The organism is Castellaniella sp. MT123, assembly GCF_039614765.1.
Lineage (GTDB): Bacteria > Pseudomonadota > Gammaproteobacteria > Burkholderiales > Burkholderiaceae_B > Castellaniella.
Map to the genome: position 1 here is coordinate 533,616 of NZ_CP154879.1, position 22,176 is coordinate 555,791.

Genomic DNA, 22,176 nt, shown 5'->3' on the forward strand with positions numbered 1-22,176 from the left:
AGGGTGTCAGAGCCGCTTGATGAAGATCAGGCTGTTGCGTGAGTGGTTGTAATGGGCGCGCTTTTCATGCGGCAGGTCGGAGACGCCGCCCTGCACGAAGCCGCGCTTCAGGAACCAGTGCGAGGTGCGGGTCGTCAGTACGAACAGGCGCCGCGCACCCTGGGCCCGGGCGCTGGATTCCGCGTGGCGCAGCAGTTTTTCGCCGTCGCCCGCGCCCTGCCATTCGGGATGCACGATCAGACAGGCCATTTCGGCCATGCCATCGGCCACATACGGGATCAGCGACACGCAGCCGTAGATCACGCCGTCGTGCTCCAGCACGGTGAACTTTTCGACGTCGCGTTCGATGACGGCACGCCCGCGCGGCACCAGGGTGCCGTCGGCTTCCAGGGGTTCGATCAGTTGCACGATGGCGCCGACGTCGTCCGCGACGGCGGGGCGCAGATCTTCCAGGGTATCCTCGACCACCATGGTGCCCACCCCGTCGTGGGTGAAGATCTCCAGCAGGATGCTGCCGTCCAGCGTATAGGGCACCAGATGGGCGCGGGCCACCCCGCGCTTGACCGCCAGCGAGGCGTGGCGCAGGAAGGCGCTGGTGTCTTCGTCCAGGATGTTCTGCGCCAGCAGGTCGTCGGCGTCGTTGCGGGCCAGTTCGGTGTCCACCGTGCCGTCGGTTTCCGTCACAGTCCGGTTCTGCGTCAGGAAAATCAGTTTTTCGGCGCGCAGCGCCACGGCGGCGTTGGTGGCCAGGTCTTCCATGGCCAGATTGAAGGCCTCGCCGGTGGGGGAAAAGCCCAGCGGCGACAGCAGCATGATCGCGCCCTGGCTGATGAGGTTGTTCATCGCGTCGATGTCCAGCTTGCGCACCGTGCCGGAACGTTTGTAATCGACCCCGTCGATGACGCCTACCGGCCGGGCAGTCACGAAATTGCCGGAAATCACGCGGATCTTGGCGTGCGACATCGGGGTGTTGGGCAGCCCCTGGCTGAAGGCGGCCTCGATGTCCAGCCGGATCTCGCCGGCCGCTTCCTTGGCGCACTCCAGGGCTTCCGGCGTGGTGGGGTCGGTGCCCCGGCCGAATTGCATTGTGTAGCCCTTCAGCCGCAACTGCTCGTTGACCTGCGGGCGGGACCCGTGCACCAGGACCAGCTTGATGCCCAGGGCGGACAGCAGGGACAGGTCGGCCACCAGGTCTTCCAGGCCGCCGTCCTCGATCAGCTCGCCGCCAAATGCCACCACGAAGGTCTTGCCGCGGAAGTCGTGGACGTACGGCGCCACCTCGCGGAACCAGCGCACGAACTGGGCGGGGGCGAACTCGGGGGCATCCTGGGCGGAATAAGTATCGGTTTCTGAGGCACTCATGGCGGGAAGGTTGGGGCGTGGCTGGACCCGGAAATTATAATGACGGATTGCGCCCGCTTCGCAGCAATCGGGCCCGCCTTATTTGTGGAATCGTTCGTTTTGCCAGAAAAACCACGACAGCAACCGTCACGCCCCCCCCGGCAGCCTCGGGCGCAGGCTGCCCAAACGCCCCGATCGGCCCAGGCGCCTGGGTCGTCCGGATCTGTTCGCCGCGTCGATGCGGCCAGGCCGGCGGCGCCAGGACGCGGCACAGGCCGCGTGCCGACCGGCGCCGGCGACCGCCCCCTGCCGCCCATCGTCTATCCAGAGGAACTGCCGGTCAGTGCTCGCCGGCAGGATATCGCCCGGGCGATCACGGAACATCAGGTGGTCATCGTCTGCGGCGAGACCGGGTCCGGCAAGACCACCCAACTACCCAAGATCTGCCTGGAACTGGGACGCGGTCGCCATGGCATGATCGGCCATACGCAGCCGCGCCGGCTGGCGGCGACGTCGGTCGCGCAGCGCGTGGCCGAGGAACTGAAGACCGACCTGGGCGACTGGGTCGGCTATCAGATCCGCTTCAGCGAACGGGCCGGGCCCGCGACGGCGATCAAACTCATGACCGACGGCATCCTGCTGGCGGAAACCCAGCGCGATCCGCTGCTGCGCCGTTACGACACCCTGATCATCGACGAGGCGCACGAACGCAGCCTGAACATCGATTTCCTGTTGGGATTTCTCAAGCGCCTGCTGGCGCGCCGGCCGGACCTGAAGCTGATCATTACGTCGGCCACGATCGATGCGGATCGATTTGCCCGGCATTTTGGCTCGGACGACCGGCCCGCGCCGGTGATTCAGGTCTCCGGCCGTCTGTTCCCGGTGGACCTGCGTTACCGGCCCGTGCGCCCCGACGTGGCGCCCGGGGATGCGCCGCAGCCGGAATCGGGCAAGGGCGACGAGGAACGCGATCTGGTCGATGCCGTGGTCGATGGCGTGGATGAATGCGCCCGCCATGGGGCGGGCGACGTCCTGGTGTTCCTGCCGGGCGAACGGGAAATCCGCGAGTGCGCCGAAGCCCTGCGCAAGCGCCATCCGGTCGGGGCCCAGGTGCTGCCGCTGTATGCCCGGCTGTCGCGGGCCGAACAGGAACAGATCTTTCATCCGCGCGGCAACACGCGGCGCATCGTGCTCGCCACCAATGTCGCGGAAACCTCGCTGACGGTGCCGGGCATCCGCTACGTGGTGGACAGCGGCCTGGCGCGCATCAAGCGCTATTCCTGGCGCAGCAAGGTCGAGCAGCTGCGCATCGAACCCATCAGCCAGGCTTCGGCCAATCAGCGAGCCGGCCGCTGCGGGCGCCTGGGCCCGGGGGTCTGCATCCGTCTGTATGCCGAACAGGATTTCAGGCAGCGGCCGCCCTTCACCGACCCAGAGATCCTGCGCTCGTCGTTGGCGGCCGTCATCCTGCGCATGAAGGCCCTGCGTCTGGACGATGTGGAATCCTTTCCCTTTGTCGAGCCGCCCACGGGCCGCGCCATTGCCGACGGCTATCAGCTGCTGCAGGAACTGGGCGCGCTCGACGAGCAGAACCGGCTGACATCGGTCGGCCGGTCCCTGGCGAAACTGCCGGTGGACCCGCGTGTCGCGCGAATGATCTTTGCCGCGCACGAACAGCAATGCCTGACGGAAATCCTCGTCATCGCCTCGGCGCTGTCGATCCAGGATCCGCGCGACCGGCCCATGCAGGCACGAGAGGCGGCCGACAATGCTCACGCTCAGTTCCGCGACAAGCAATCCGAATTCCTGTCCTGGCTGAAGCTGTGGGAATGGTATGGCGAACAGGTCGCCCACAAGGCATCCCAGCGCAAACTGATCGATCAGATCCGGGCGAAATTCCTCTCGCCGATCCGCCTGCGCGAGTGGCACGACACCCATGTGCAGTTGCTGGCTCTGGCCGGCGAACAGGGCTGGCGCCTGAACCAGACCCCGGCGACACGTGAACAGATCCACCTGGCGCTGCTGGCCGGACTGCTGGGCAATATCGGCATGAAGTCCGACGATACCAATCTGTATCAGGGGGCCCGGGATATCCGGTTCGCCATCCACCCGGGGTCGCCGCTGCAAAAGAAGGCCGGCCGCTGGGTGCTGGCTGCCGAACTGGTCGAGACGACGCGGCTATATGCCCGCTGCGTGGCGCAGATCGAACCGGCCTGGGTGGAACGCGCCGGCGCGCATCTGCTGCGGCGCGCCTGGTCCGATCCGCGCTGGGAAAAGAAAGCCGGGCAGGTGGTCGCCAACGAACGGGGCACGGTCTACGGGCTGCCGGTCTATACGGGCCGCCGCGTTCACTACGGCCGCATCGACCCGAAGGCGGCGCGCGAGATCTTCATCCGCGATGCCCTGGTGCCCGGCGAGATCGACAGCAAGCTGCCTTTCATCGCGCACAACCGCCGCCTGATCGCCTCGATCGAACGGCTGGAGCACCAGAGCCGCCGCCCGGACATCCTGGTGGACGATGCCCTCATTCAGGCGTTCTACGACCAGCAAATCCCGGCCGACGTCTGCCAGACCGCGACCCTGGAAGCCTGGTACGGGAAGCTCGATCCGCAGACAGCGCAACGCCTGAACCTGAACCGCGACGATCTCATGCGGCATGATGCGGCGGGCGTGACCACCGAGGTCTTTCCCCGGCGTCTGCGCTGGGCGGGCACCGAACTTGCGGTGGATTACCACTTCGAGCCGGGTTCTCCCCGGGACGGCATGACGCTCACCGTGCCGCTGTTCGCCCTGAATCAGATCGATGCCGCACGCTGCGAATGGCTGGTGCCGGGCATGCTGAAGGAAAAGGTCCTTCTGCTGCTGAAATCTCTGCCGCAGAAGCTGCGTCGTCATTGTGTGCCGCTGCCCGATTACGCGGCTGGTTTTCACGATCGCTGGTTCGACCGGGCGGACGATCCGGGCATGGGGCTGCTGGACGCCATCGCCCAGGACGTCTGGGAGCAGTGCAAGGTACGGCTCCAGGCCACCGACTTCAAGCTGGAAACATTGCCCCCGCATCTGTTCATGAATTTCAAGGTGATCGACGAACATGGCCGCATGCTCTCGGGCGGACGCAGCCTGGACCAACTGCGCGCCGAGCATGGCCGCGAGGCCCAGGCGTCCTTTCAGCAACTGGCGGCGCGCGATCATGAAGCCGCCCAGGTGCTGGAGCACGAACACCTGACCGCATGGACCTTTGGCGCCTTGCCGGAATTGCTGGAGATTCGTCGCGGCGGCCAGTCGCTGGTCGGTTATCCGGCGCTGCGCGACCGGGGCGAGTCCTGCGATCTCGACGTATTCGACGATCCCCAGGAAGCGCGCCGGGTGCACGCCGGCGGCCTGCGGCGCCTGTTCCGCATTGCCCTGCGCGAGCCCGTGCGCTATCTGGAAAAGAACTTGCCGGAACTCACCCGAATGGCCATGCTGTACATGGATCTGGGCACGCAGCAGGAATTGCGCGATCAGCTCGTCGACGCGGCCTTGGACCAGTCCTGCCTGATGGAGCCCTGGCCCGAGGATGAGCCGGCTTTTGCCAGACGCTGTGAAGAAGGCCGCACGCGCCTGGGCCTGCTGGCGCAGGAACTTGCCCGGTTGGCGGCGGTGATTCTGCAGGAACGGGCCGTCCTGCAGAAGAAACTGCCTCAGGCCAAGCCCTGGCCGCAGGCGCAGCAGGATATCCGCCAGCAGCTCGACGCGCTGGTTGGGCGGCATTTCGTGCGTGACACGCCGCCGGATCAGCTCAAGCACCTGCCGCGCTATCTGAAGGCGGCCCAGATGCGCATCGACAAGCTGCGGGACGATCCGGCGCGGGATGCGCAGCTCATGGCGGAATTCTCGACCCTGGCGACGCCCTGGCAGCGGGCCCGGGCCACGCTCAAGGGCGCCCCCGATGCACAACTGGATGCCTTTCGCTGGCAGCTGGAGGAACTGCGTGTCGCCCTGTTCGCCCAGACGCTGCGCACACCCTTCCCGGTATCGGTCAAGCGCCTGCAGAAGGCCTGGTCCGCGATGCCGCGTTAGCCAGGCCATCAGGTTCCGCCGCACCTCTGCCCTTCAGTACAATCCTGGCATGACGATGTCCCCCGTATCTCCCGCTTTTGTCCACCTGCGCAGCCACTCCGAGTTTTCGGTGGTGGACGGCATTGCGCGCATCCCCGATCTGGTCAAGCGTGCGAAAGCTTTCGGCCAGCCGGCCATGGCATTGACCGACCTGGCCAATCTGTTTGGCTGGATCAAGTTCTACAAGGCGGCGCGCAAGGCCGGGGTCAAGCCGATCGCGGGCTGTGACGTCTGGCTGCACAACCCGGACGATGCCGACAAGCCATTTCGCCTTCTGTTGCTGGCCACGAATCACGCCGCCTACCTGGATCTGTGCGAACTGCTCAGCCGCGCCTGGACACAGAACAGCCAGCGCGGGCGCGCCGAACTGCGCCGCGAATGGCTGTCCGGAAACAGCGGCCTGATCGTGCTCTCGGGCGGGCGGGCGGGTGACGTCGGCCACGCGCTGCAGGCCGGCCGCACGGACGAGGCGCAGCGCCTGGTCCGCCAGTGGGCGGCGGATTTCCCCGGCAGTTACTTCATCGAACTGCAGCGCGCCGGATTCGACGGCGACGAAGCTTACGTCCAGGCTGCCCTGCGGGTGGCGGTTACCTGTGGCGTGCCGGTGGTGGCCACTCATCCCATCCAGTTCATCGAGCCGGGCGACTTCCGCGCCCACGAGGCCCGCGTCTGCATCGCCGACGGCGAGCTCCTGGGCAATCCCCGTCGGGTCCGGCGTTTTACCGCCGATCAATACATGCCCGACAGCGACGACATGGCCCGGCGATTTGCCGATGTGCCTTCGGCGCTGGCCAATACGGTGCAGATCGCCCGGCGCTGCAATCTGACCGTGACGCTGGGTCACCCCGAACTGCCACTGTTTCCGACGCCCGATGGCGTGTCGCTGGACGATTACCTGGTGCAGCTGGCCAACGAGGGCCTGCGGCGGCGCATGGTGCAGCTCTATCCGGACGAGGGCGAGCGCACCCGTCAGATGCCGGCCTACCAGGAACGCCTGGATCTGGAATGCAAGACGATTGTCGGCATGGGCTTTCCCGGCTACTTTCTGATCGTGCAGGACTTCATCAACTGGGGCAAGCACCATGGCGTGCCTGTGGGGCCGGGCCGGGGATCGGGGGCGGGTTCGCTGGTCGCCTACAGCTTGGGGATCACCGACCTGGATCCGCTGCGTTACGACCTGCTGTTCGAGCGGTTCCTGAACCCCGAACGGGTGTCGATGCCCGACTTCGACGTCGATTTTTGCCAGGACAACCGCGAGCGGGTCATCGACTACGTGAAGGAAAAATACGGCCGCGAGGCCGTCAGCCAGATTGCCACCTTCGGCACGCTGGGGGCCAAAGCCGTCGTGCGCGACGTCGGCCGGGTGCTCGAGATGCCCTACAGCGTCTGCGACAACCTGTCGAAGATGATCCCCTTCAATCCGGCCGACCCGTGGTCGCTGGACCGCACCCTCGAAAACGAACCCGCCTTCAAGGAACGCTACGACACGGACGAGGAAATCCGTGCGCTGATCGATCTGGCGCGTCCGCTGGAAGGGCTGACGCGCAATATCGGCATGCACGCCGGTGGCGTGATCATCGCCCGCGGCAAGCTGACCGATTACACGCCGCTGTATTGCCAGCCGGGTAGCGAATCCAGCGTGGTCTCGCAATACGACAAGGGTGACGTCGAAGACGTCGGCCTGGTGAAGTTCGACTTCCTGGGCCTGCGCAACCTGACCATCCTGGACTGGGCGGTGCGCTACGTGCGGGAATTCAACCCCGGCATGGGCGATTTCGACATCATGAGCCTGCCGCTCGATGATGCCGAAACCTACGCGCTGCTGTCTTCGGCAAACACCACGGCGGTCTTCCAACTGGAATCGCGGGGGATGAAAGAGCTGCTCAAAAGCATGCAGCCCAACACCTTCGAAGACGTGATCGCCTTGCTGGCGCTGTTTCGTCCGGGGCCGCTGGAATCGGGCATGGTGGTCGATTTCGTCAACCGCAAGCATGGCCGCGCGGACGTCGATTACTTCCATCCAGACCTGGAGCCGGTGCTGAAAAGCACCTACGGCGTCATCGTCTACCAGGAACAGGTGATGCTGATCTCCCAGATCATCGGGGGGTATTCCCTGGGCGGCGCGGACCTGCTGCGGCGCGCCATGGGGAAAAAGAAGCCCGAGGAAATGGCCAAGCACCGGGTGACCTTCCAGGAAGGCGCGGTCAAGAAAGGCTATGACGCCGAACTGGCGGCGCACCTGTTCGACCTGATGGAAAAGTTCGCCGGTTATGGCTTCAACAAGAGCCATTCCGCTGCTTATGCGCTGATTTCCTATCAAACGGCCTGGTTGAAACGCTACCATCCGGCGGAATTTCTGGCGGCGACGATGCTGTCGGACATGGATGATACGGACAAGATTCAGGTGTTCTGGCGCGACGCGCTGGATAATGATGTGGAGGTCCTGCCGCCGGACGTCAATGCCTCGGGCTACCGTTTCGCGCCCGTGGCTGACGCCGCCACCGCCAAGGGGCAGCCGCCGCGTACCATCCGCTACGGACTGGGCGGCGTGAAGGGCACCGGCCAGGCGGCGGTCGAGGCCATCCTGGCCGCGCGCGATGCCGGCGGGCCGTTCGCCAGCCTGTTCGATTTCTGTGCGCGGGTGGATCGCCATGCCGTCAACCGCCGTACGATCGAGGCCCTGATCCGGGCCGGCGCCTTCGATACCCTGGAACCCAATCGCGCGGCCTTGCTGGAGACCCTGGGCAGCGCCATCGAGGCCGCCGAACAGGCCGAGCGCAACGCCAACCAGTGCTCGCTTTTCGCCGACGAATCCGATCAGCTGGTGGCGGGCGAACTGGCCCGTGTCACCCCCTGGGACCTGCAGACCCGCCTGACCGAGGAAAAAACCGCCCTGGGGTTCTACTTCAGCGGGCATTTGTTCGATGCCTGGCGCGACGAGATCCGCCGGGTGGCACCCACGCCGCTGGCGCGCCTGGCGCCCGCGCGCGGACAGCAGTGGCTGGCCGGCGTGCTGGCGGCGGTGCGCGTGCGCATGACGCGGCGCGGCAAGATGCTGTATGCGCTGCTGGACGACGGCAGCGCCCAGATCGAAGTCGCGATCTTCAACGAACTCTTCGAGCAATACCGCAACAGCCTGAAGGAAGACCGTCCGCTGCTCATCCAGGGGCGGGTCAGCCATGATGAATATTCGGGTGGCTTGCGGGTATCGGCCGACGATCTGTACGACTTGCAGCGCATCCGCGAAACCCGCGCACGCAGCCTGCGCCTGTCGGTGCCCGACGCGGTCGAACCCGCGCGCCTGCAGGCGTTGCTGGCCCCGTGGCGCTCAGTGGAATCGGGTGTGCCGGTGGAACTGCGCCTGCGCCGGCCGGATTTTTCCTGCCTGCTGCGCCTGGGCGACGAGTGGCGCGTGCGTATGGACGATGCCCTGATCGCCGGTGCCCGGCAGTGGCTGTCCTATGATCAGGTCGAGGTGAACTACGGATGAAGCCGATTTCCATTCGAATCATCAGCCTGGCCTCGCGGTCCGACCGGCGCCGGCAGATCGCCGATCAGTTTGATCGGCTGGGGGTGTCTGGCTACAGCTTTCTGGATGCCGTCAATGGCAAACAGCAGCCGGATCATCCCCTGTTTGCCCATTACGACCCAGCGGCGCGTGCCCGTGTGAAGGGACGCGGCCGCGACCTGAAGCCGTCACAGCTGGGGTGCTTCGCCAGCCATTACCTGCTGTGGCAGGAATGCGCGGAATCCGGGCAGCCGCTGATCGTGGTCGAGGATGACGCGATCCTGAAGGAGAATTTTCCGGAGATGCTGGCCCATTCAGAGGCGCTGCTGCAGGCCTGGCCGTTCATCTGGCTGCATGAATACGATCGGGCCGGCCCGGATCCTCGTATGACGGTTGGGCGCGTGGGGGCGTTCACGCTCGTCCGGAAACTCAAAAACCACTTCTGTGCTGTCGCCTACCTGCTGAGCCCTCCAGCGGCTGTCGCTCTACTGGACCATTGTCGGGTCTGGGTATATCCAGTCGACGACACCATGTTCCGTTTTTACGAACACGGCGTTGAGAACATCGTGCTTCAGCCCGCCTGCGTGGCGCAGGACCACGGATCGCCCTCGGATATCACCGGTTCGGGCGGCGAGACTCCGCTCCGTCTGTCGGATATCGTCCGCCGCGAAGCCTACAAGACGCGTGACGAGGTGTGGCGTCTGTGGCATAACCTGCGCTTTCGCTTGCGCTTTCGGCGGCCCGCCTCATGATGCCGCTGCGCATCGTCCATGCCGAGGCCGCCACCGGTTTTGCAGGCCAGGAACGCTATATTTTCCGCCTGATGTGCGCATTGCGCGAACGCGGGCACCATGTTCAGGCCATCTGCCAGCCGCATGCACAACTGACCACCGAACTGCGGCGGGCGGGTTTCCAGGTCGATACCCTGTATATGGACGGTCCCTGGAACCACCTGAAGGGCCTGCCTCGTCTGGTGCGCCTGCTGCGGCAGGGCGGCTTCGATGTGGTCAACACCCACAGCCGACGCGAGACGCTGCTGGTCGGCACGGCCGCCCGGCTGGCCGGGGTGCCGCTCATCGTGCGCACGCGCCATCTGGCCAAGCCCGTCGGCTCGCTGCTGGCGTTCACCCGGGTACCGAAAAGGGTCATCGCGCCCAGCGAGTTCGTGCGCCAGCATCTGATCGAGCGGGGCGTGGCGCCCGGGCACGTGGCCGTTGTGCCGCCCGCCGTGGATTTCCCCGATCCCATGCCGGCGCCAGTGCTGCGGGCCGAACTGGGCCTGGGCCCCGACGCGGTGATCGTCGGCAGTGTCGGGGTGCTGCGCAGGGAAAAGGGGCACGAGCAGTTGATCGAGGCCATGCTGCCGCTGTTTCCACGGTATCCGCATCTGCAACTCGTGATTGTCGGCGGCGGCGATGCGGCCCTGGAAAAACTGCGGGGGCTGGCGGCTGCCACCGGCCTGGCGGCGCGGATCCACCTGCTGGGGGCCCGCTCGGATGTTCCCGCTTTGCTGCCGGACTTCGACATCTTTGCCCTGGCGACGCACATCGAGGCTTCCGGCACAGCCTTCGTCGAAGCCGGAGCAGCCGGGCTGCCCGTGGTTGGCACCCGCGTGGGCGGGGTGCCCGAGATGATGCGCGAGGGCGAAACCGGATTACTGGTGCCCCTGTTCGACATTCCGGCCCTGACGTCGGCGCTGGATGATCTGATCGCAGATCCCGACCTACGGCGGCGCATGGGGCAGGCAGGGCGGCGTTTCTGTCTGGACGAGGGCCGCTTCACGCGCGCCGCCTTGGGCGAACGTACCGAACACTGTTACCGCCAATGGCTGGAGGAACTGCACTGATGGCCGCCGACATCGTTCCTGTGCTGATGTACCACCATGTCCGCCCTGGGGGCGGCATGATTGCGGCCACGCCCGAACACTTCGAGGATCAGCTGCGTTGGCTGGCGCGCCACGGGTACCGGACGCTGAGCACCGATGAGTTCACCTGTCACCTGCGGCAGGGCGGGGCGCCGCGACGATCCGTCCTGATCACCTTCGACGACGGCTATCTGGACAACTGGGTCTATGCCGCGCCCTTGCTGCGGCGCTATGGCATGCGCGCCACCATTTTCGTCGTGACCGGCTGGGTGGGGCAGGGGCCGGTCCGCCCGCATCTGGGCGATGATCGGGCCTTGCCGGAAACCCCCGAACACCACGAATGCGAGCGTCGCATCGATCGGGGGCGCGCCGACGAGGTCATCCTGCGATGGTCGGAAATCCAGGCGCTGCGGGAACAGGGCCTGATGGAATTTCACAGCCATACGCATACCCACACGCGCTGGGATCAGCTGGATGTCGACAAGAATGCCCACATGCAGGATGAATTGGCCCTGTCGCGTGATGCACTGATGCGAAACCTGGGAGAAGTCTCCGACCAGCTGTGCTGGCCGCAGGGCTATTTCGATGCGGATTACATCCGCATCGCCCAGGATGCGGGTTTTCGCCATCTATATACGACCCGGGCATTCGGCCGCAACCGGCCCGGATCGGATCCTGCTTCCATTTTCCGGTTTGCCGTACGCGATACGACCGGCGCATCGCTGGGACGCCGGATCCACGTGGCCGCCAACCCGATGCTCGCCCCCGTCTTCAACGGCTGGAAGCGCTGGAAGCGGGGGCAGACTTATGTGGGGTGATGTGTCCTCCTTCGTGCCGGGCCGGCGGGCCCCAGGTGCGTTCTTTGGAATCGCGTGAACAGGCTCGACTGCATGAAACTGTCCGTCATCATCATCACCAAGAACGAGGCGGATCGCATCGCGGCCTGCCTGGCGTCCGTCGCCTTCGCCGATGAAATCATCGTCGTTGATTCCGGCAGCACCGATGCGACCTGCGACATCGCGCTCCAATCCGGCGCCCGGGTCGAGCGCACGGCGGACTGGCCCGGTTTCGGCCCCCAGAAGAACCGCGCGCTGGATCTGGCGACCGGCGACTGGGTCCTGTCCATCGACGCCGACGAGCAGGTCACGCCCGAACTGGCGCGGGCCATCGGTCAGGCCGTTCATGCGCCCGTTGCCGATGCCTACCGGATTGCCCGCCTGTCCAGTTTCTGCGGCCGCTCGATCCGGCATAGTGGCTGGTGGCCGGATTACGTGGTGCGCTTGTTCCGCCGCAATGCGGGGCGGTTCACGGATGCGGCCGTCCACGAGCGGGTTGTCGTACAGGGGCGCACGGCCACCTTGGACGGCCATTTCCTGCACGATCCCTACGCCAGTCTGGAAATCTTCATCGACAAGATCAACCGCTATTCCACCGAGGCCGCACGCAGTGCCTTCGAGAGCGGGCGCAGTACCAGCCTGCTGGGGCCTTTCGGCCACGCGGCCTGGACCTTTATCCGGCATTATCTGCTGCGGCGTGGCTTTCTGGATGGCTGGCAAGGGCTGGTGCTGGCCGGCATGGCCGCCACCGGCAGCTTTTATCGCTACGTAAAGCTGTACCAGCTGGGGCGCGAGCGGTGATCGCGGGCCCGGCCGCCATCCGGCAATCGGTTGTCCCTTGTGGCCCGGCATCCGCGCGCTGGCTGGAGCCGGCCGATATAATCGGCCCATGATCCCCATCCTCATGTACCACCAGATTGGCGAACCGGGTCCCCGGGGTACGCCATACCGGGGCCTTACCGTCCATCCATGGGACTTCCGGCGCCAGATGACTTCGTTGCGGCTGCTGGGCTACCGCGGCTTGTCGATGACTCAGCTCATGCCCTATCTGCGGGGCGAAAAGCGCGGCAAGGTCTTTGGCATCACGTTCGACGACGGCTATCAGAACGTGCTGGATCATGCCGTGCCGATCCTGGAAACCTGCGGCTTTCATGCGACCAATTATTTCGTGGTCCGGCAATTGGGCGGTTCCAACGTCTGGGATCGCGACGAGGGGGTTCCCGCGTCGGCGTTGATGGACACCAGTGGTCTGCGGGACTGGGTCGCGGCGGGTCACGAGACCGGCTCGCATACCCTGAATCACCCGGTTCTGCCACGGCTGTCGCCCGAGCTCGCCGCCAACGAGATTCGAGATTCGCGCGATGCGCTCGAGCAGCTCATCGGTGCGCCGGTCCGGGCCTTTTGTTATCCCTATGGAAAGTTCACGCCCGCCCTTGCGGATTGCGTGCGGGATGCGGGCTACGAGACCGCCACGACGACGGCGCGGGGGCTCGCGCGCCTGGATGACGATTTCTTTGCCTTGCCCCGGATCGCCGTCATGCGGTCCACGCTGCTGGTGCGCTTCCTGCAGAAATGCCTGACCGGCCTGGAAGACCGCAAGCGCATCCAGGCAGAACGGCTTCATGCGGATCTCAGGCAGAAAAACCAGAGTCCGGCCCGCGCCGGAGAGACCCGATGAACAGTGCGCCGGTCGGCCCGGAATCCGTCCCGATCACCGCCGCGCCCGTCGCTTCCACCGGGGATGCAGGGCTGTCCATCGCCTTCGTCGTGGACCGCTTCGGCAGCCGGTTTGGAGGGGCCGAGGCCTATGGTGTGGCGCTGATGCGCGAATTGTCCGCGGCCGGTCACCGGATCACGGTCTTTGCGCGGGAATACGACCCCGCCTGCGAGCTGAAACTGCCATTTCATCCCCTGCGCATCGGCCGCCGCTGGCCCAGCTGGATTCGCGTCTGGCTGTTTGCCCGCCGGGCGGCACGAGCGACCCGGCAGGGGTTCGACATCGTCCATTCGCACATGAACGGGTGGTGCGGCGACATCGAGGTCGTGCACGTGACGCCGGTACGGTATCGCTGGCGGGTGCAACCCATGCCGGTGATCAAGCGTCTGCTGTCCTTCGTCAGCCCTCGTGTCCAGACATATCTCGGACTGGAGGCCCGGCGCATGGCGATGCGTCCGGCGCATCGGGTGGTGGCTGTATCGCAGCTCATTGCACGTCAGCTGGAAGAAGCCTATGGCAGGCCAGCCGCGCAGTTCCCGGTGATCGCACCCGGGGTTGCGATGCCGCCGCCGGTGTCCGCCGATCAGCGGCGCGAACAGCGCCAGGCGTTGGGCCTGCCCGCGCAGGGTACCTTGTGCCTGCTGGTGGCGCGAAATCCCATGCGCAAGGGACTGCCCACCATGCTGCAGGCGCTCGAGCGCCTGCCCGCCGACGTTCTGCTGCTGGTCGTCGGCGCCAATCCGGCGTCGCGCGACTGTGTCGCGCGGATGCCCGAGGCCGTGCGCCAGCGAGTCCATCTGGTGGCGGAAACCTCGCAGGTGGCGCCTTATTATCAGGCGGCCGACCTGTATGCTCACCCCACGCTGAACGACAGCTTCGGCATGGCACCCCTGGAAGCCATGTCCTTCGGGCTACCCGTGATTCTCAGTCCGGCGCCCTGGTGCGGATTCGCCCAATATGTCACGCCTGGAGACGAGGCGCTGGTCCTGAGCCATCCCGAACGGGCCGACGAGCTGGCCGCCGCGATCGAGCGGCTGCGCTCGGATCCGGTCTTGCGCGATCACCTGCGAACCGGCATGCGCGCGGTTCTGGCGCGTCATGCCTGGCCAGAGGTCGCCCGGCAATACATCGGGCTGTATGCCGAAATCCTGCGCGAACGCGATAGCCTTTCACGCTGACTCACCACCACGCGTGTTCCCGGGATGGACGGTCGGCCGAGCGCGCCGGTGTCAGGCCCAGCCGCGTATCCAGTAGACCAGCAGGCCCAGGTATTCCTTGACGATGGAGCGGCTGGCAGTCAGGGCGCGCCAGTCGGGTAGCCAGAACGAGAAATCCAGCTCCCGGGGCACCACGATTTGCGGGGGCGATGGCGCCGGGATCGGATTCAGCCCTTGCTTCTGGAAGCTGGCCATGGCGCGCGGCATGTGCAGGGCCGAGGTCACCAGCAGGAACGTCCGGATGTCGTGCTGGCGCAGCAAGCGGGCGGTGTAGACGGCATTCTGGTGGGTCGTCAGGCTGTGGTCCTCCTGCAGGATGGCACCGGTCGGGATCCCGTCATGCTCCAGGGCCTGGGTCATCATGCGGGCCTCGCTCATTCCGCCGTCCAGCGCGGCGCCCGAGACGACGATCAGAGGCGCGCGCCCGGCCGCGTACAGCTTGGCCGCCGTATCGGTGCGCAGGGTGGCGGTCTTGCGGTCGAAGGATTCGAACCAGTTCTGCCGACCGTTGGCGGTGTTGCCGCCCAGGACGACAATGGCCTGAGCGGTGGGCAATGATGCCGGTGGCTCGCTCGGGTAGCGCTGTTCCAGCAGTCCGCCGGCCCACAGCGACGAGGTCGGCAGGGACCAGAACACCACCCAGGCCAGCGCGCCGACCGTCAGAAAGGCAGCGGTCTTGCGCCACCTCAGGATGAACAGGATGACAGCCAGAACCAGCAGGGTGATCGAGAGATTCAGCGGAATGACCAGATTGGCCAGAAATTCGGACAAGCTCATGTGGCAGGCGGGGTATCCAGGATTTCGAGTGCGGTGGACAGGACATCGGGGGCGCCGGGCCAGGCATCCATCCGCCCCAGGCGCCGGGCGCGGTTGGACCACGGCCCGGTGCGGTTGGGGTCGGTGACCCCGAACAGGGTGATCTGGCGGGCGCGGGCCGCCGCCGCCAGATGCGACACCCCGGAGTCGTTGCAGACGACCAGTGCGGCCTGGCGGGTCAGCGCGGCAAAGGCGCCTAGTCCGAGGGCCGGCAGCATCCGCGCGCTAGGGGCCGCGATTTCGGCCGCTGAGCGCTCCGCGGGCGGAGGAGCCATCACCACCGGGATGCCGCGCGCCTGCAGGGATTGGGTCAGGCTGTCGAAGCCGGACCAGGCCTTGACTCGGCCCTTGTGCAGGCCGGTGGCGGTCGGCGCGATCAGCACGAAGGTGTTTCGGGTCAGGCCCGCCTGCGCCATGGCCTGCGCCGCCTGGGCTTCATGCTGAGGGGCGGCGATCCAGTCCAGTTCGTCGGCCGGCTGGGCCGGCGCGCCAGGCAGGTGCCATTGTGTCAGCGCGAACCGCGTCAGGTGGTACCAGGACTGCACGGCATGCAGCGGTGCGCCGGGTTTGCGGCATGGCCAGCGCAGGATCAGGCTGCGTCCGTCGTCACGGTAGCCCGCGCAGGGGATGCCGGCAAAGCGGAAGACCAGTGCGCTGGACAGTGAATCCGGCAGCAGCAGGCCCCGGACGTGGCTGTGTCGGGCCTGACGGATATGTTGGCGCACCGCCGCGCGATCCGTGCGCCAGGCGCCGCGGATCGGGACGAAACCGGCCAGCGGGTAGGCGGCCAGCAGATCCTGCGCCCAGGGGCGGGCGCAGACGACGACCGGCAGGCCCGTATCCAGCAGGGCCTGGAGACTGGGCAGGCTCATGCAGACGTCGCCCACCCAGTTGGGCAGGCGCACATAAAGGGCGGGGCGGGAGGCAGGTGTCAACGCGGGTGCTCCGACAGCCCGCCATGGAGTCAGTCTGTCGGCGGGCTAAAATGCGTGATTCACGACAGTATATAAGAGAGCGTGCCGGTTGAAAGCCAATCCCGATCCGACGACTGACAGCCGCCCCGTGCGGCTGGAACTGTGGCGCCAGATTTACACTCGCCTGGGCAAGGACTGGAAAGTGGGCCTGCTGGCGCTGGTGCTGCTCAGCGTCGCCTCCGCGACCCAGCCGCTGCTGGCCGTCATCATGAAGCCGCTGCTCGACGAAGGCTTCACCGGTACCGAACCCTCGTACGTCTGGTCGATCCCGCTGACGGTTGTCGGTCTGATGCTGGTGCGCGGGCTGACGACCTTCGCGGGTACGTACCTCATGTCCTGGGTTGCCAACAACATGCTGCTGGGGCTGCGTCGCGACATGTTCGAGCGCCTGCTGGGGATGTCGGACGAAACCTTCCGGGGCCGCGACCGGGGCCGTCTGCTCAATCGCTTCACGATCGACGCGGGCAACGTCAGCGGCTTGTCCACCGAGGTCGTCCGCGTACTCGTGCGCGAATCCCTGACCGTGGTGGCGCTGCTGGCCGTCCTGCTGTACATGTCCTGGCAGCTGACGCTGATCGTGCTGATCATGTTGCCGTTGTCTGTGCTGACCGGGCGCTATTTCGTGCGCCGGCTGCGCCGCATCAACCGCGACACCATCAATATGAATGCGGAACTGACCCGGGTCGTATCCGAAGGCATCGCGGGCCAGCGCGTGATCAAGCTCTTCGACGGCTATGCCCGGGAACGGGATCGCTTCAGCTACGTCAATGCCCGGCTGCGGCGATTCGCCATGCGGGCGGCCAGCGCCGATTCCGCCATGTCACCGATTTCGCAGTTCTTTGTGGCCCTGTCGGTGGCCATCGTCGTCGCCGTGGCCCTGTATCAGGCCAACCATCAGGGTTTGACGGTCGGCAGCTTCGCCGCCTTCATGGCGGCGCTGGGGCAGATTTTCGACCCGCTCAAGCGTTTGACCAACATTGCGGGTGCGACGCAGCGCATGCTGATCTCGGCCGAGAGCGTGTTCTCGCTTGTGGATGAGCCGGTCGAACGGGACACCGGCAGCCGCACCATCGAAGGCCGCCTGACGGGGCAGGTGGATTTCCGCGCGGTCACCCAGCGCTATCAGGATGCGGCACACGATACGCTGGATGCGGTCTCCCTTTCGGTGTCGGCAGGCCAGACCGTCGCCTTGGTGGGGCGCTCGGGCAGCGGCAAGACCACCTTGGTGAACCTGCTGCCGCGCTTCATCGAACCCACGGAGGGGCAGGTCCTGATCGATGGTGTCGACGTGCGGGAATTCCGCCTGCGATCCCTGCGTTCGCAGCTGTCGCTGGTCAGCCAGGATGTCGTCATGTTCGAGGGCACTATTGCGGAAAACGTCGCCTACGGGGTTCAGGGCGACGTCCCTGAAGCCCGCGTGCGGGCGGCGCTGGAAGCTGCCAGCCTGCTGGATTTCGTCGACAGCCTGCCCGATGGCATCCATACCCAGGTCGGCAGCAACGCCAATATGTTGTCCGGGGGCCAGCGTCAGCGTCTGGCGATTGCCCGCGCGCTCATCAAGGACGCTCCCATCCTGATCCTGGACGAGGCGACCTCGGCGCTGGACAACGAATCCGAGCGCCAGGTGCAGGCATCGCTGGAACGTCTGATGGCGGGCCGCACGACGCTGGTGATCGCCCACCGTCTCAGCACGGTGCAGAAGGCGGACCGCATTGTCGTGCTGGACCAGGGCCGCGTCGTCGAGGAAGGCCCCCATGCCGACCTTCTGGCCCTGGGCGGCCTGTACGCCACGCTGTATCGTTTGCAGTTTCAGGACGATATGTCGGACACCCCTATCCCCTGAACCCGATGCCCCGCTTGATCCTGGATACCGGGATCCGGCGAGTCATCGGAACCGGATTCTGCTTTCTGGAGCCTCTGATGAAGACTGTTTATGCCCTGGCATCCCTGGCGGTGCTGTCCGCGTGTGCCGGCCAGCCCCATGGTCTGACGGTGAACGAACTGGAAACCCCCCGCTACCAGATCACGGAACGCCGCCGCCTGCCGATCGATTTCCCGGGCGTGCAGCAGAACCTGTTCCGCCACGCCGCAGCCTGTGGGCAGACCTATACCTTCGAGATGGTGCCTAACGAGTCGTCGTTCGGCCGCGTCGTGTACCGTCCAACCCCCGATGCGGGCTGGGATCGCAGCGTGGTGCTGAGCTTGGTGCTGCTGCACAACCGCACCATCAACGTGAAGGCGTACAGCTACTATCCCGGCCAGATGACGCGGGTGCACGAGATGTTGACCGCGATGATGAAGCCGCAGACGTGCGGCGCCGACAGCAGCTGGGAAAACAAGTTGAGTGATTAGGTCCTGATTACAGCAGCACCAGATCGTACTGCTCCTGTGCATAACCGGCCTCCACGGCCAGCGAAATCGGCTTGCCCACGAAATCTCCCAGCATCGCCAGATGCTGGCTTTCTTCTTCCAGGAACAGGTCGATGACCGCCTGCGAGGCGACGATCCGGAATTCCTTGGGGTTGAACTGGCGCGCTTCGCGCAGGATTTCCCGAAGGATCTCGTAGCACAGGGTGCGGGGCGTGCGCACCGAGCCGCGGGACTGGCAGGTGGGACAGGGTTCGCACAACTGATGCGCCAGCGAATCCCGGGTGCGTTTGCGTGTCATTTCCACCAGCCCCAGCTGGCTGAAACCGCTCACCGTGACCCGCGTCCGGTCGTGTGACAGGGTCTTGTGTAGTTCGGCCAGGACCGATGCCTGATGCCCGGCGTCGTCCATGTCGATGAAGTCCAGCACGATGATCCCGCCCAAGTTGCGCAGACGCAACTGGCGTGCGATGGCGACCGCCGCTTCCAGATTGGTTTTGAAGATCGTGTCGTCGAAATTGCGCCCGCCGACGTAGCCGCCCGTGTTGACGTCCACCGTGGTCAGGGCCTCGGTCTGGTCGATGATCAGGTAGCCACCGGACTTCAGGTCCACCCGACGCGACAGTGCGCGGGCGATCTCCTCGTCCACGTTGGCCGTGTCGAACAACGGACGGTTGCCGCTGTAGTGGTGGATGCGTTCGACCACGGACGGCGTGTAGCGCTGTGCCCAGTCGATCAGCTCCTGGGTGACCGTGCGGGAATCGATCGTGATGGCACCGGTCTCGGGCGTTACCATGTCGCGCAGGACGCGCTGCGCCAGGGTCAGTTCGATATAGACGGGAGACGGGGCGGGAACCTCGCGGATGCGTGCCTGGATATTGACCCACAGCATGCGCAGGTAGGTGATGTCCGCAGTCAGTTCCTCGTCACTGGCCCCTTCGGCCTGGGTGCGGACGATGAACCCCCCGGACTCGTCGGCCGGCTGCAGGGCCTGGACACGCTCGCGCAGGGCATTGCGTTCGGCTTCGTCATCGATGCGTTGCGAGACGCCGATGTGCGGTTCGTGGGGCAGATAGACCAGCATGCGCCCCGCGATGCTGATATGCGTGGACAGGCGCGCGCCCTTGGTGCCCATTGCATCCTTGATGACCTGAACCAGCAGAGGTTGACCTTCGAACAGCAGTTTCTCGATAGGGGTGTGCGGGATATGCTCGCTGCTGTTGCGCGCATGTCGGTTCTGCCGCAGGTCGGCGACATGGATGAAGGCGGCGCGCTCCTGACCGATGTCCACGAAGGCGCTCTGCATGCCGGGCAATACCCGTGCCACGCGTCCCAGGTAGAGATTGCCGACGTGGCCCCGCTGGACGCTGCGTTCGATGTGCAGTTCCTGCACGACCCCCTGGGCCGTCAGGGCTACACGGGTTTCAAAGGGGGTGACGTTGATCAGGATGTCTTCATTGAGGGACATGACGTGGGTTTCCGGAGCCGCTGGGCTGCACAGGCCGAATGGGTGCTGGCCTGACTGTATCACCTTCTGGCGCGGCTTCCCCGTCAGGCCTTGTCAGGCAAGCCCGGCAGCCGTTGGTCCTTCGCCGACAGGATCGGCTGGCGGGTTGGCCAGGGAATGTCCAGTATTGGACAGTCCCAGGCAATGCCGCCTTCGTCATCGGGGTCATAATAGTCGGTGCACTTGTACTGGAAGATCGCGATGTCGCTGGTGACGCAGAAGCCGTGCGCGTAGCCTGGTGGCACCCACACCTGTCGATGGTTGTTGGCGGACAGTTTCATGGCAACGTGCTGGCCGTACGTGACGGATGTCGGGTCGATGTCGGCCACGACGTCGAAAACCGACCCCGCAATGACCTGAATGAGCTTGCCCTGCGGGCGGGTACGTTGAAAATGGAGCCCCCGCAGCGTGCCCCGGATAGACTGTGAGACATTGTCCTGGACGAAGGGTGTCTCGATGCCCACCTCGTCCCGATAGCGCCGGAGGCTGAAGGATTCCAGGAAGAACCCCCGTGTATCGCCAAAGACCCGGGGCTCGATGATGCGCACTCCTGGCAGGATCGTATCGGTGACCTTCATGGCCGGCCCCCTTCTTGCGCCAGACTCAGTATGTACTGGCCGTATTCGGTCTTTGCCAGCCGCTGGCCGCGCTCGATCAGGCCCGCGCGGTCGAGCCAGCCGTTGTTGAAGGCAATTTCTTCCAGGCAGGCGATTTTTTGTCCCTGGCGCCGTTCGATGGTCTGCACATAGGTGCCCGCATCCAGCAGACTTTCGTGGGTACCCGTATCCAGCCAGGCGAAGCCGCGACCCAGCACCTGCACGTGCAGGTCGCCGCGGCGCAGGTAGGCGTTGTTCACGTCGGTAATCTCCAGCTCGCCCCGCGCTGATGGCTTCACCTGGCGGGCGATGTTCACCACGTCATTGTCATAGAAGTACAGACCGGTGACCGCATAGGGGGATTTCGGAAGCGGCGGTTTTTCTTCGATCGAGACCGCCCGTCCACCCGCATCGAACTCCACCACGCCAAAACGCTGCGGGTCCGCGACCCGGTGTCCGAAGATCGTGGCGCCATGAGGACGCTGGGCTGCCTCGTGCAGCATCTGGCTGAACCCATAGCCATAGAAGATGTTGTCTCCCAGGACCAGGCAGACCCGGTCCGTGCCGATGAAGTCGGCCCCGATCAAAAACGCCTGTGCCAAGCCGTCGGGCGAAGGTTGCTCCGCATAAGACACATGAATACCGAAATCCGCACCATCGCCTAGCAGGCGCTGAAATCCGGCCAAATCGTCGGGGGTCGAGATCACCAGCACATCGTGGATGCCAGCCAGCATCAACACCGACAGCGGGTAATAGATCATGGGTTTGTCATAGATAGGCAGCAGTTGCTTGGAAACGCCACGCGTGGTGGGATGCAGTCGTGTGCCGGAGCCACCAGCCAGAATGATGCCTTTCATGGAGGAATCCGTGAGCAATGAGAGCAGATGCGTAGTGTAAGCGGGCGGGGCCCGGTTCAGATGCATCGGGCGGTGGAATGAGGCGGCAGCGCCCGGCCTCCTTTGTTCTTGGAGTCATGGGCCTCTATGCGGACTCTGGTGAAGGTGGGCAGGGCTTTCATTTGCACGTAGCCAAAAACCCGTGCTATAGTTGCGCCTCTTTGCCGCCAGGTGGTCAGGGTTAACCCTGAAACTGATGGGTTTATTGCCCACCAGACACGGTGCTGAAGTTCTTGGTTTGTGGCCTGTGTGCCCGACTGGGGGCGCAGGCAGGCAGCGAGGCTTCGGTTTCGATCGAAGGGAAGTCTGGCTTGACAGACCGGCACGCAAGTGCTCTAATGGCAGGCTCGATAACGAGGTGAGAAGGCCTTTTTGGTCAGACGCTTCGGGTCCGGATCCAGGGTTTGTAGGCGGCAAATTTGCCAACCGCGAATTT

General features: G+C 65.3%; 16 protein-coding genes. 10 read left to right on the forward strand and 6 right to left on the reverse strand.

The window, feature by feature from the left end:
* Window positions 1-6: 6 nt before the first annotated feature.
* On the reverse strand, window positions 7-1,362 hold the full coding sequence (gene argA / locus ABCV34_RS02415) for an amino-acid N-acetyltransferase (RefSeq protein ID WP_345797676.1): 1,356 nt from the start codon (window positions 1,360-1,362) through the stop codon (window positions 7-9).
* Window positions 1,363-1,401: 39 nt separating this feature from the next.
* Here argA and hrpA point away from each other — a divergent pair, with 39 nt between their 5' ends.
* From hrpA to ABCV34_RS02455, 8 genes are all read left to right on the forward strand, one after another.
* Complete coding sequence (gene hrpA, locus ABCV34_RS02420) at window positions 1,402-5,403, forward strand: ATP-dependent RNA helicase HrpA (RefSeq protein ID WP_345797677.1); 4,002 nt, start codon at window positions 1,402-1,404, stop codon at window positions 5,401-5,403.
* Between the two features lie 49 nt (window positions 5,404-5,452).
* Window positions 5,453-8,932: a DNA polymerase III subunit alpha gene (dnaE, locus tag ABCV34_RS02425; protein ID WP_345797678.1), complete on the forward strand. Its 3,480-nt coding sequence runs from the start codon at window positions 5,453-5,455 to the stop codon at window positions 8,930-8,932.
* Window positions 8,929-9,702: a glycosyltransferase family 25 protein gene (locus tag ABCV34_RS02430; RefSeq protein WP_345797679.1), complete on the forward strand. Its 774-nt coding sequence runs from the start codon at window positions 8,929-8,931 to the stop codon at window positions 9,700-9,702. The genes dnaE and ABCV34_RS02430 overlap by 4 nt, the downstream gene beginning before the upstream one ends.
* Window positions 9,699-10,796, forward strand: a complete 1,098-nt coding sequence (locus tag ABCV34_RS02435) for a glycosyltransferase family 4 protein (protein ID WP_345797680.1) — start codon at window positions 9,699-9,701, stop codon at window positions 10,794-10,796. The genes ABCV34_RS02430 and ABCV34_RS02435 overlap by 4 nt, the downstream gene beginning before the upstream one ends.
* Window positions 10,796-11,632 (forward strand): polysaccharide deacetylase family protein, encoded by an 837-nt coding sequence (locus ABCV34_RS02440; protein ID WP_345797681.1) that lies wholly within the window; start codon window positions 10,796-10,798, stop codon window positions 11,630-11,632. Before ABCV34_RS02435 ends, ABCV34_RS02440 begins: the two co-directional genes overlap by 1 nt.
* Window positions 11,633-11,704: 72 nt before the next feature.
* Window positions 11,705-12,451, forward strand: a complete 747-nt coding sequence (locus ABCV34_RS02445) for a glycosyltransferase family 2 protein (RefSeq protein WP_345797682.1) — start codon at window positions 11,705-11,707, stop codon at window positions 12,449-12,451.
* A gap of 88 nt (window positions 12,452-12,539) precedes the next feature.
* On the forward strand, window positions 12,540-13,328 hold the full coding sequence (locus tag ABCV34_RS02450) for a polysaccharide deacetylase family protein (protein WP_345797683.1): 789 nt from the start codon (window positions 12,540-12,542) through the stop codon (window positions 13,326-13,328).
* Window positions 13,329-13,399: 71 nt separating this feature from the next.
* On the forward strand, window positions 13,400-14,545 hold the full coding sequence (locus ABCV34_RS02455; protein ID WP_345798671.1) for a glycosyltransferase family 4 protein: 1,146 nt from the start codon (window positions 13,400-13,402) through the stop codon (window positions 14,543-14,545).
* A 51-nt stretch (window positions 14,546-14,596) separates the two neighbouring features.
* On the opposite strand, the gene ABCV34_RS02460 is transcribed toward ABCV34_RS02455, so the two are convergent.
* Together ABCV34_RS02460 and ABCV34_RS02465 are read right to left on the reverse strand one after the other, a co-directional pair.
* A complete protein-coding gene (locus tag ABCV34_RS02460; RefSeq protein WP_345797684.1) occupies window positions 14,597-15,361 on the reverse strand; it encodes a YdcF family protein in 765 nt (254 codons plus the stop codon).
* Window positions 15,358-16,272: a glycosyltransferase family 9 protein gene (locus ABCV34_RS02465; protein ID WP_345798672.1), complete on the reverse strand. Its 915-nt coding sequence runs from the start codon at window positions 16,270-16,272 to the stop codon at window positions 15,358-15,360. Before ABCV34_RS02465 ends, ABCV34_RS02460 begins: the two co-directional genes overlap by 4 nt.
* A 151-nt stretch (window positions 16,273-16,423) precedes the next feature.
* Between ABCV34_RS02465 and msbA the strand changes: the two genes are divergently transcribed.
* Complete coding sequence (gene msbA / locus ABCV34_RS02470; protein WP_345797685.1) at window positions 16,424-18,217, forward strand: lipid A export permease/ATP-binding protein MsbA; 1,794 nt, start codon at window positions 16,424-16,426, stop codon at window positions 18,215-18,217.
* A gap of 77 nt (window positions 18,218-18,294) precedes the next feature.
* Window positions 18,295-18,726 (forward strand): hypothetical protein, encoded by a 432-nt coding sequence (locus tag ABCV34_RS02475; RefSeq protein ID WP_345797686.1) that lies wholly within the window; start codon window positions 18,295-18,297, stop codon window positions 18,724-18,726.
* Between the two features lie 7 nt (window positions 18,727-18,733).
* On the opposite strand, the gene rng is transcribed toward ABCV34_RS02475, so the two are convergent.
* The 3 genes from rng to rfbA all read right to left on the reverse strand — a co-directional run bounded on the left by rng (window position 18,734) and on the right by rfbA (window position 21,701).
* Window positions 18,734-20,209, reverse strand: a complete 1,476-nt coding sequence (gene rng / locus ABCV34_RS02480) for a ribonuclease G (RefSeq protein ID WP_345797687.1) — start codon at window positions 20,207-20,209, stop codon at window positions 18,734-18,736.
* Between the two features lie 83 nt (window positions 20,210-20,292).
* The gene (gene rfbC, locus ABCV34_RS02485) at window positions 20,293-20,826 is read right to left on the reverse strand and encodes a dTDP-4-dehydrorhamnose 3,5-epimerase (RefSeq protein WP_345797688.1); all 534 of its coding nucleotides are present in this window, start codon (window positions 20,824-20,826) and stop codon (window positions 20,293-20,295) included.
* A complete protein-coding gene (rfbA, locus tag ABCV34_RS02490) occupies window positions 20,823-21,701 on the reverse strand; it encodes a glucose-1-phosphate thymidylyltransferase RfbA (RefSeq protein WP_345797689.1) in 879 nt (292 codons plus the stop codon). Before rfbA ends, rfbC begins: the two co-directional genes overlap by 4 nt.
* Between the last annotated feature and the right edge of the window lie 475 nt (window positions 21,702-22,176).

Bases quoted from the DNA above. Each gene is read 5' to 3' on its own strand.
- argA (WP_345797676.1), bottom strand. From the start codon at position 1,362: ATGAGTGCCTCAGAAACCGATACTTATTCCGCCCAGGATGCCCCCGAG.
- hrpA (WP_345797677.1), top strand. From the start codon at position 1,402: ATGACGGATTGCGCCCGCTTCGCAGCAATCGGGCCCGCCTTATTTGTG.
- dnaE (WP_345797678.1), top strand. From the start codon at position 5,453: ATGACGATGTCCCCCGTATCTCCCGCTTTTGTCCACCTGCGCAGCCAC.
- ABCV34_RS02430 (WP_345797679.1), top strand. From the start codon at position 8,929: ATGAAGCCGATTTCCATTCGAATCATCAGCCTGGCCTCGCGGTCCGAC.
- ABCV34_RS02435 (WP_345797680.1), top strand. From the start codon at position 9,699: ATGATGCCGCTGCGCATCGTCCATGCCGAGGCCGCCACCGGTTTTGCA.
- ABCV34_RS02440 (WP_345797681.1), top strand. From the start codon at position 10,796: ATGGCCGCCGACATCGTTCCTGTGCTGATGTACCACCATGTCCGCCCT.
- ABCV34_RS02445 (WP_345797682.1), top strand. From the start codon at position 11,705: ATGAAACTGTCCGTCATCATCATCACCAAGAACGAGGCGGATCGCATC.
- ABCV34_RS02450 (WP_345797683.1), top strand. From the start codon at position 12,540: ATGATCCCCATCCTCATGTACCACCAGATTGGCGAACCGGGTCCCCGG.
- ABCV34_RS02460 (WP_345797684.1), bottom strand. From the start codon at position 15,361: ATGAGCTTGTCCGAATTTCTGGCCAATCTGGTCATTCCGCTGAATCTC.
- ABCV34_RS02465 (WP_345798672.1), bottom strand. From the start codon at position 16,272: ATGAGCCTGCCCAGTCTCCAGGCCCTGCTGGATACGGGCCTGCCGGTC.
- ABCV34_RS02475 (WP_345797686.1), top strand. From the start codon at position 18,295: ATGAAGACTGTTTATGCCCTGGCATCCCTGGCGGTGCTGTCCGCGTGT.
- rng (WP_345797687.1), bottom strand. From the start codon at position 20,209: ATGTCCCTCAATGAAGACATCCTGATCAACGTCACCCCCTTTGAAACC.
- rfbC (WP_345797688.1), bottom strand. From the start codon at position 20,826: ATGAAGGTCACCGATACGATCCTGCCAGGAGTGCGCATCATCGAGCCC.
- rfbA (WP_345797689.1), bottom strand. From the start codon at position 21,701: ATGAAAGGCATCATTCTGGCTGGTGGCTCCGGCACACGACTGCATCCC.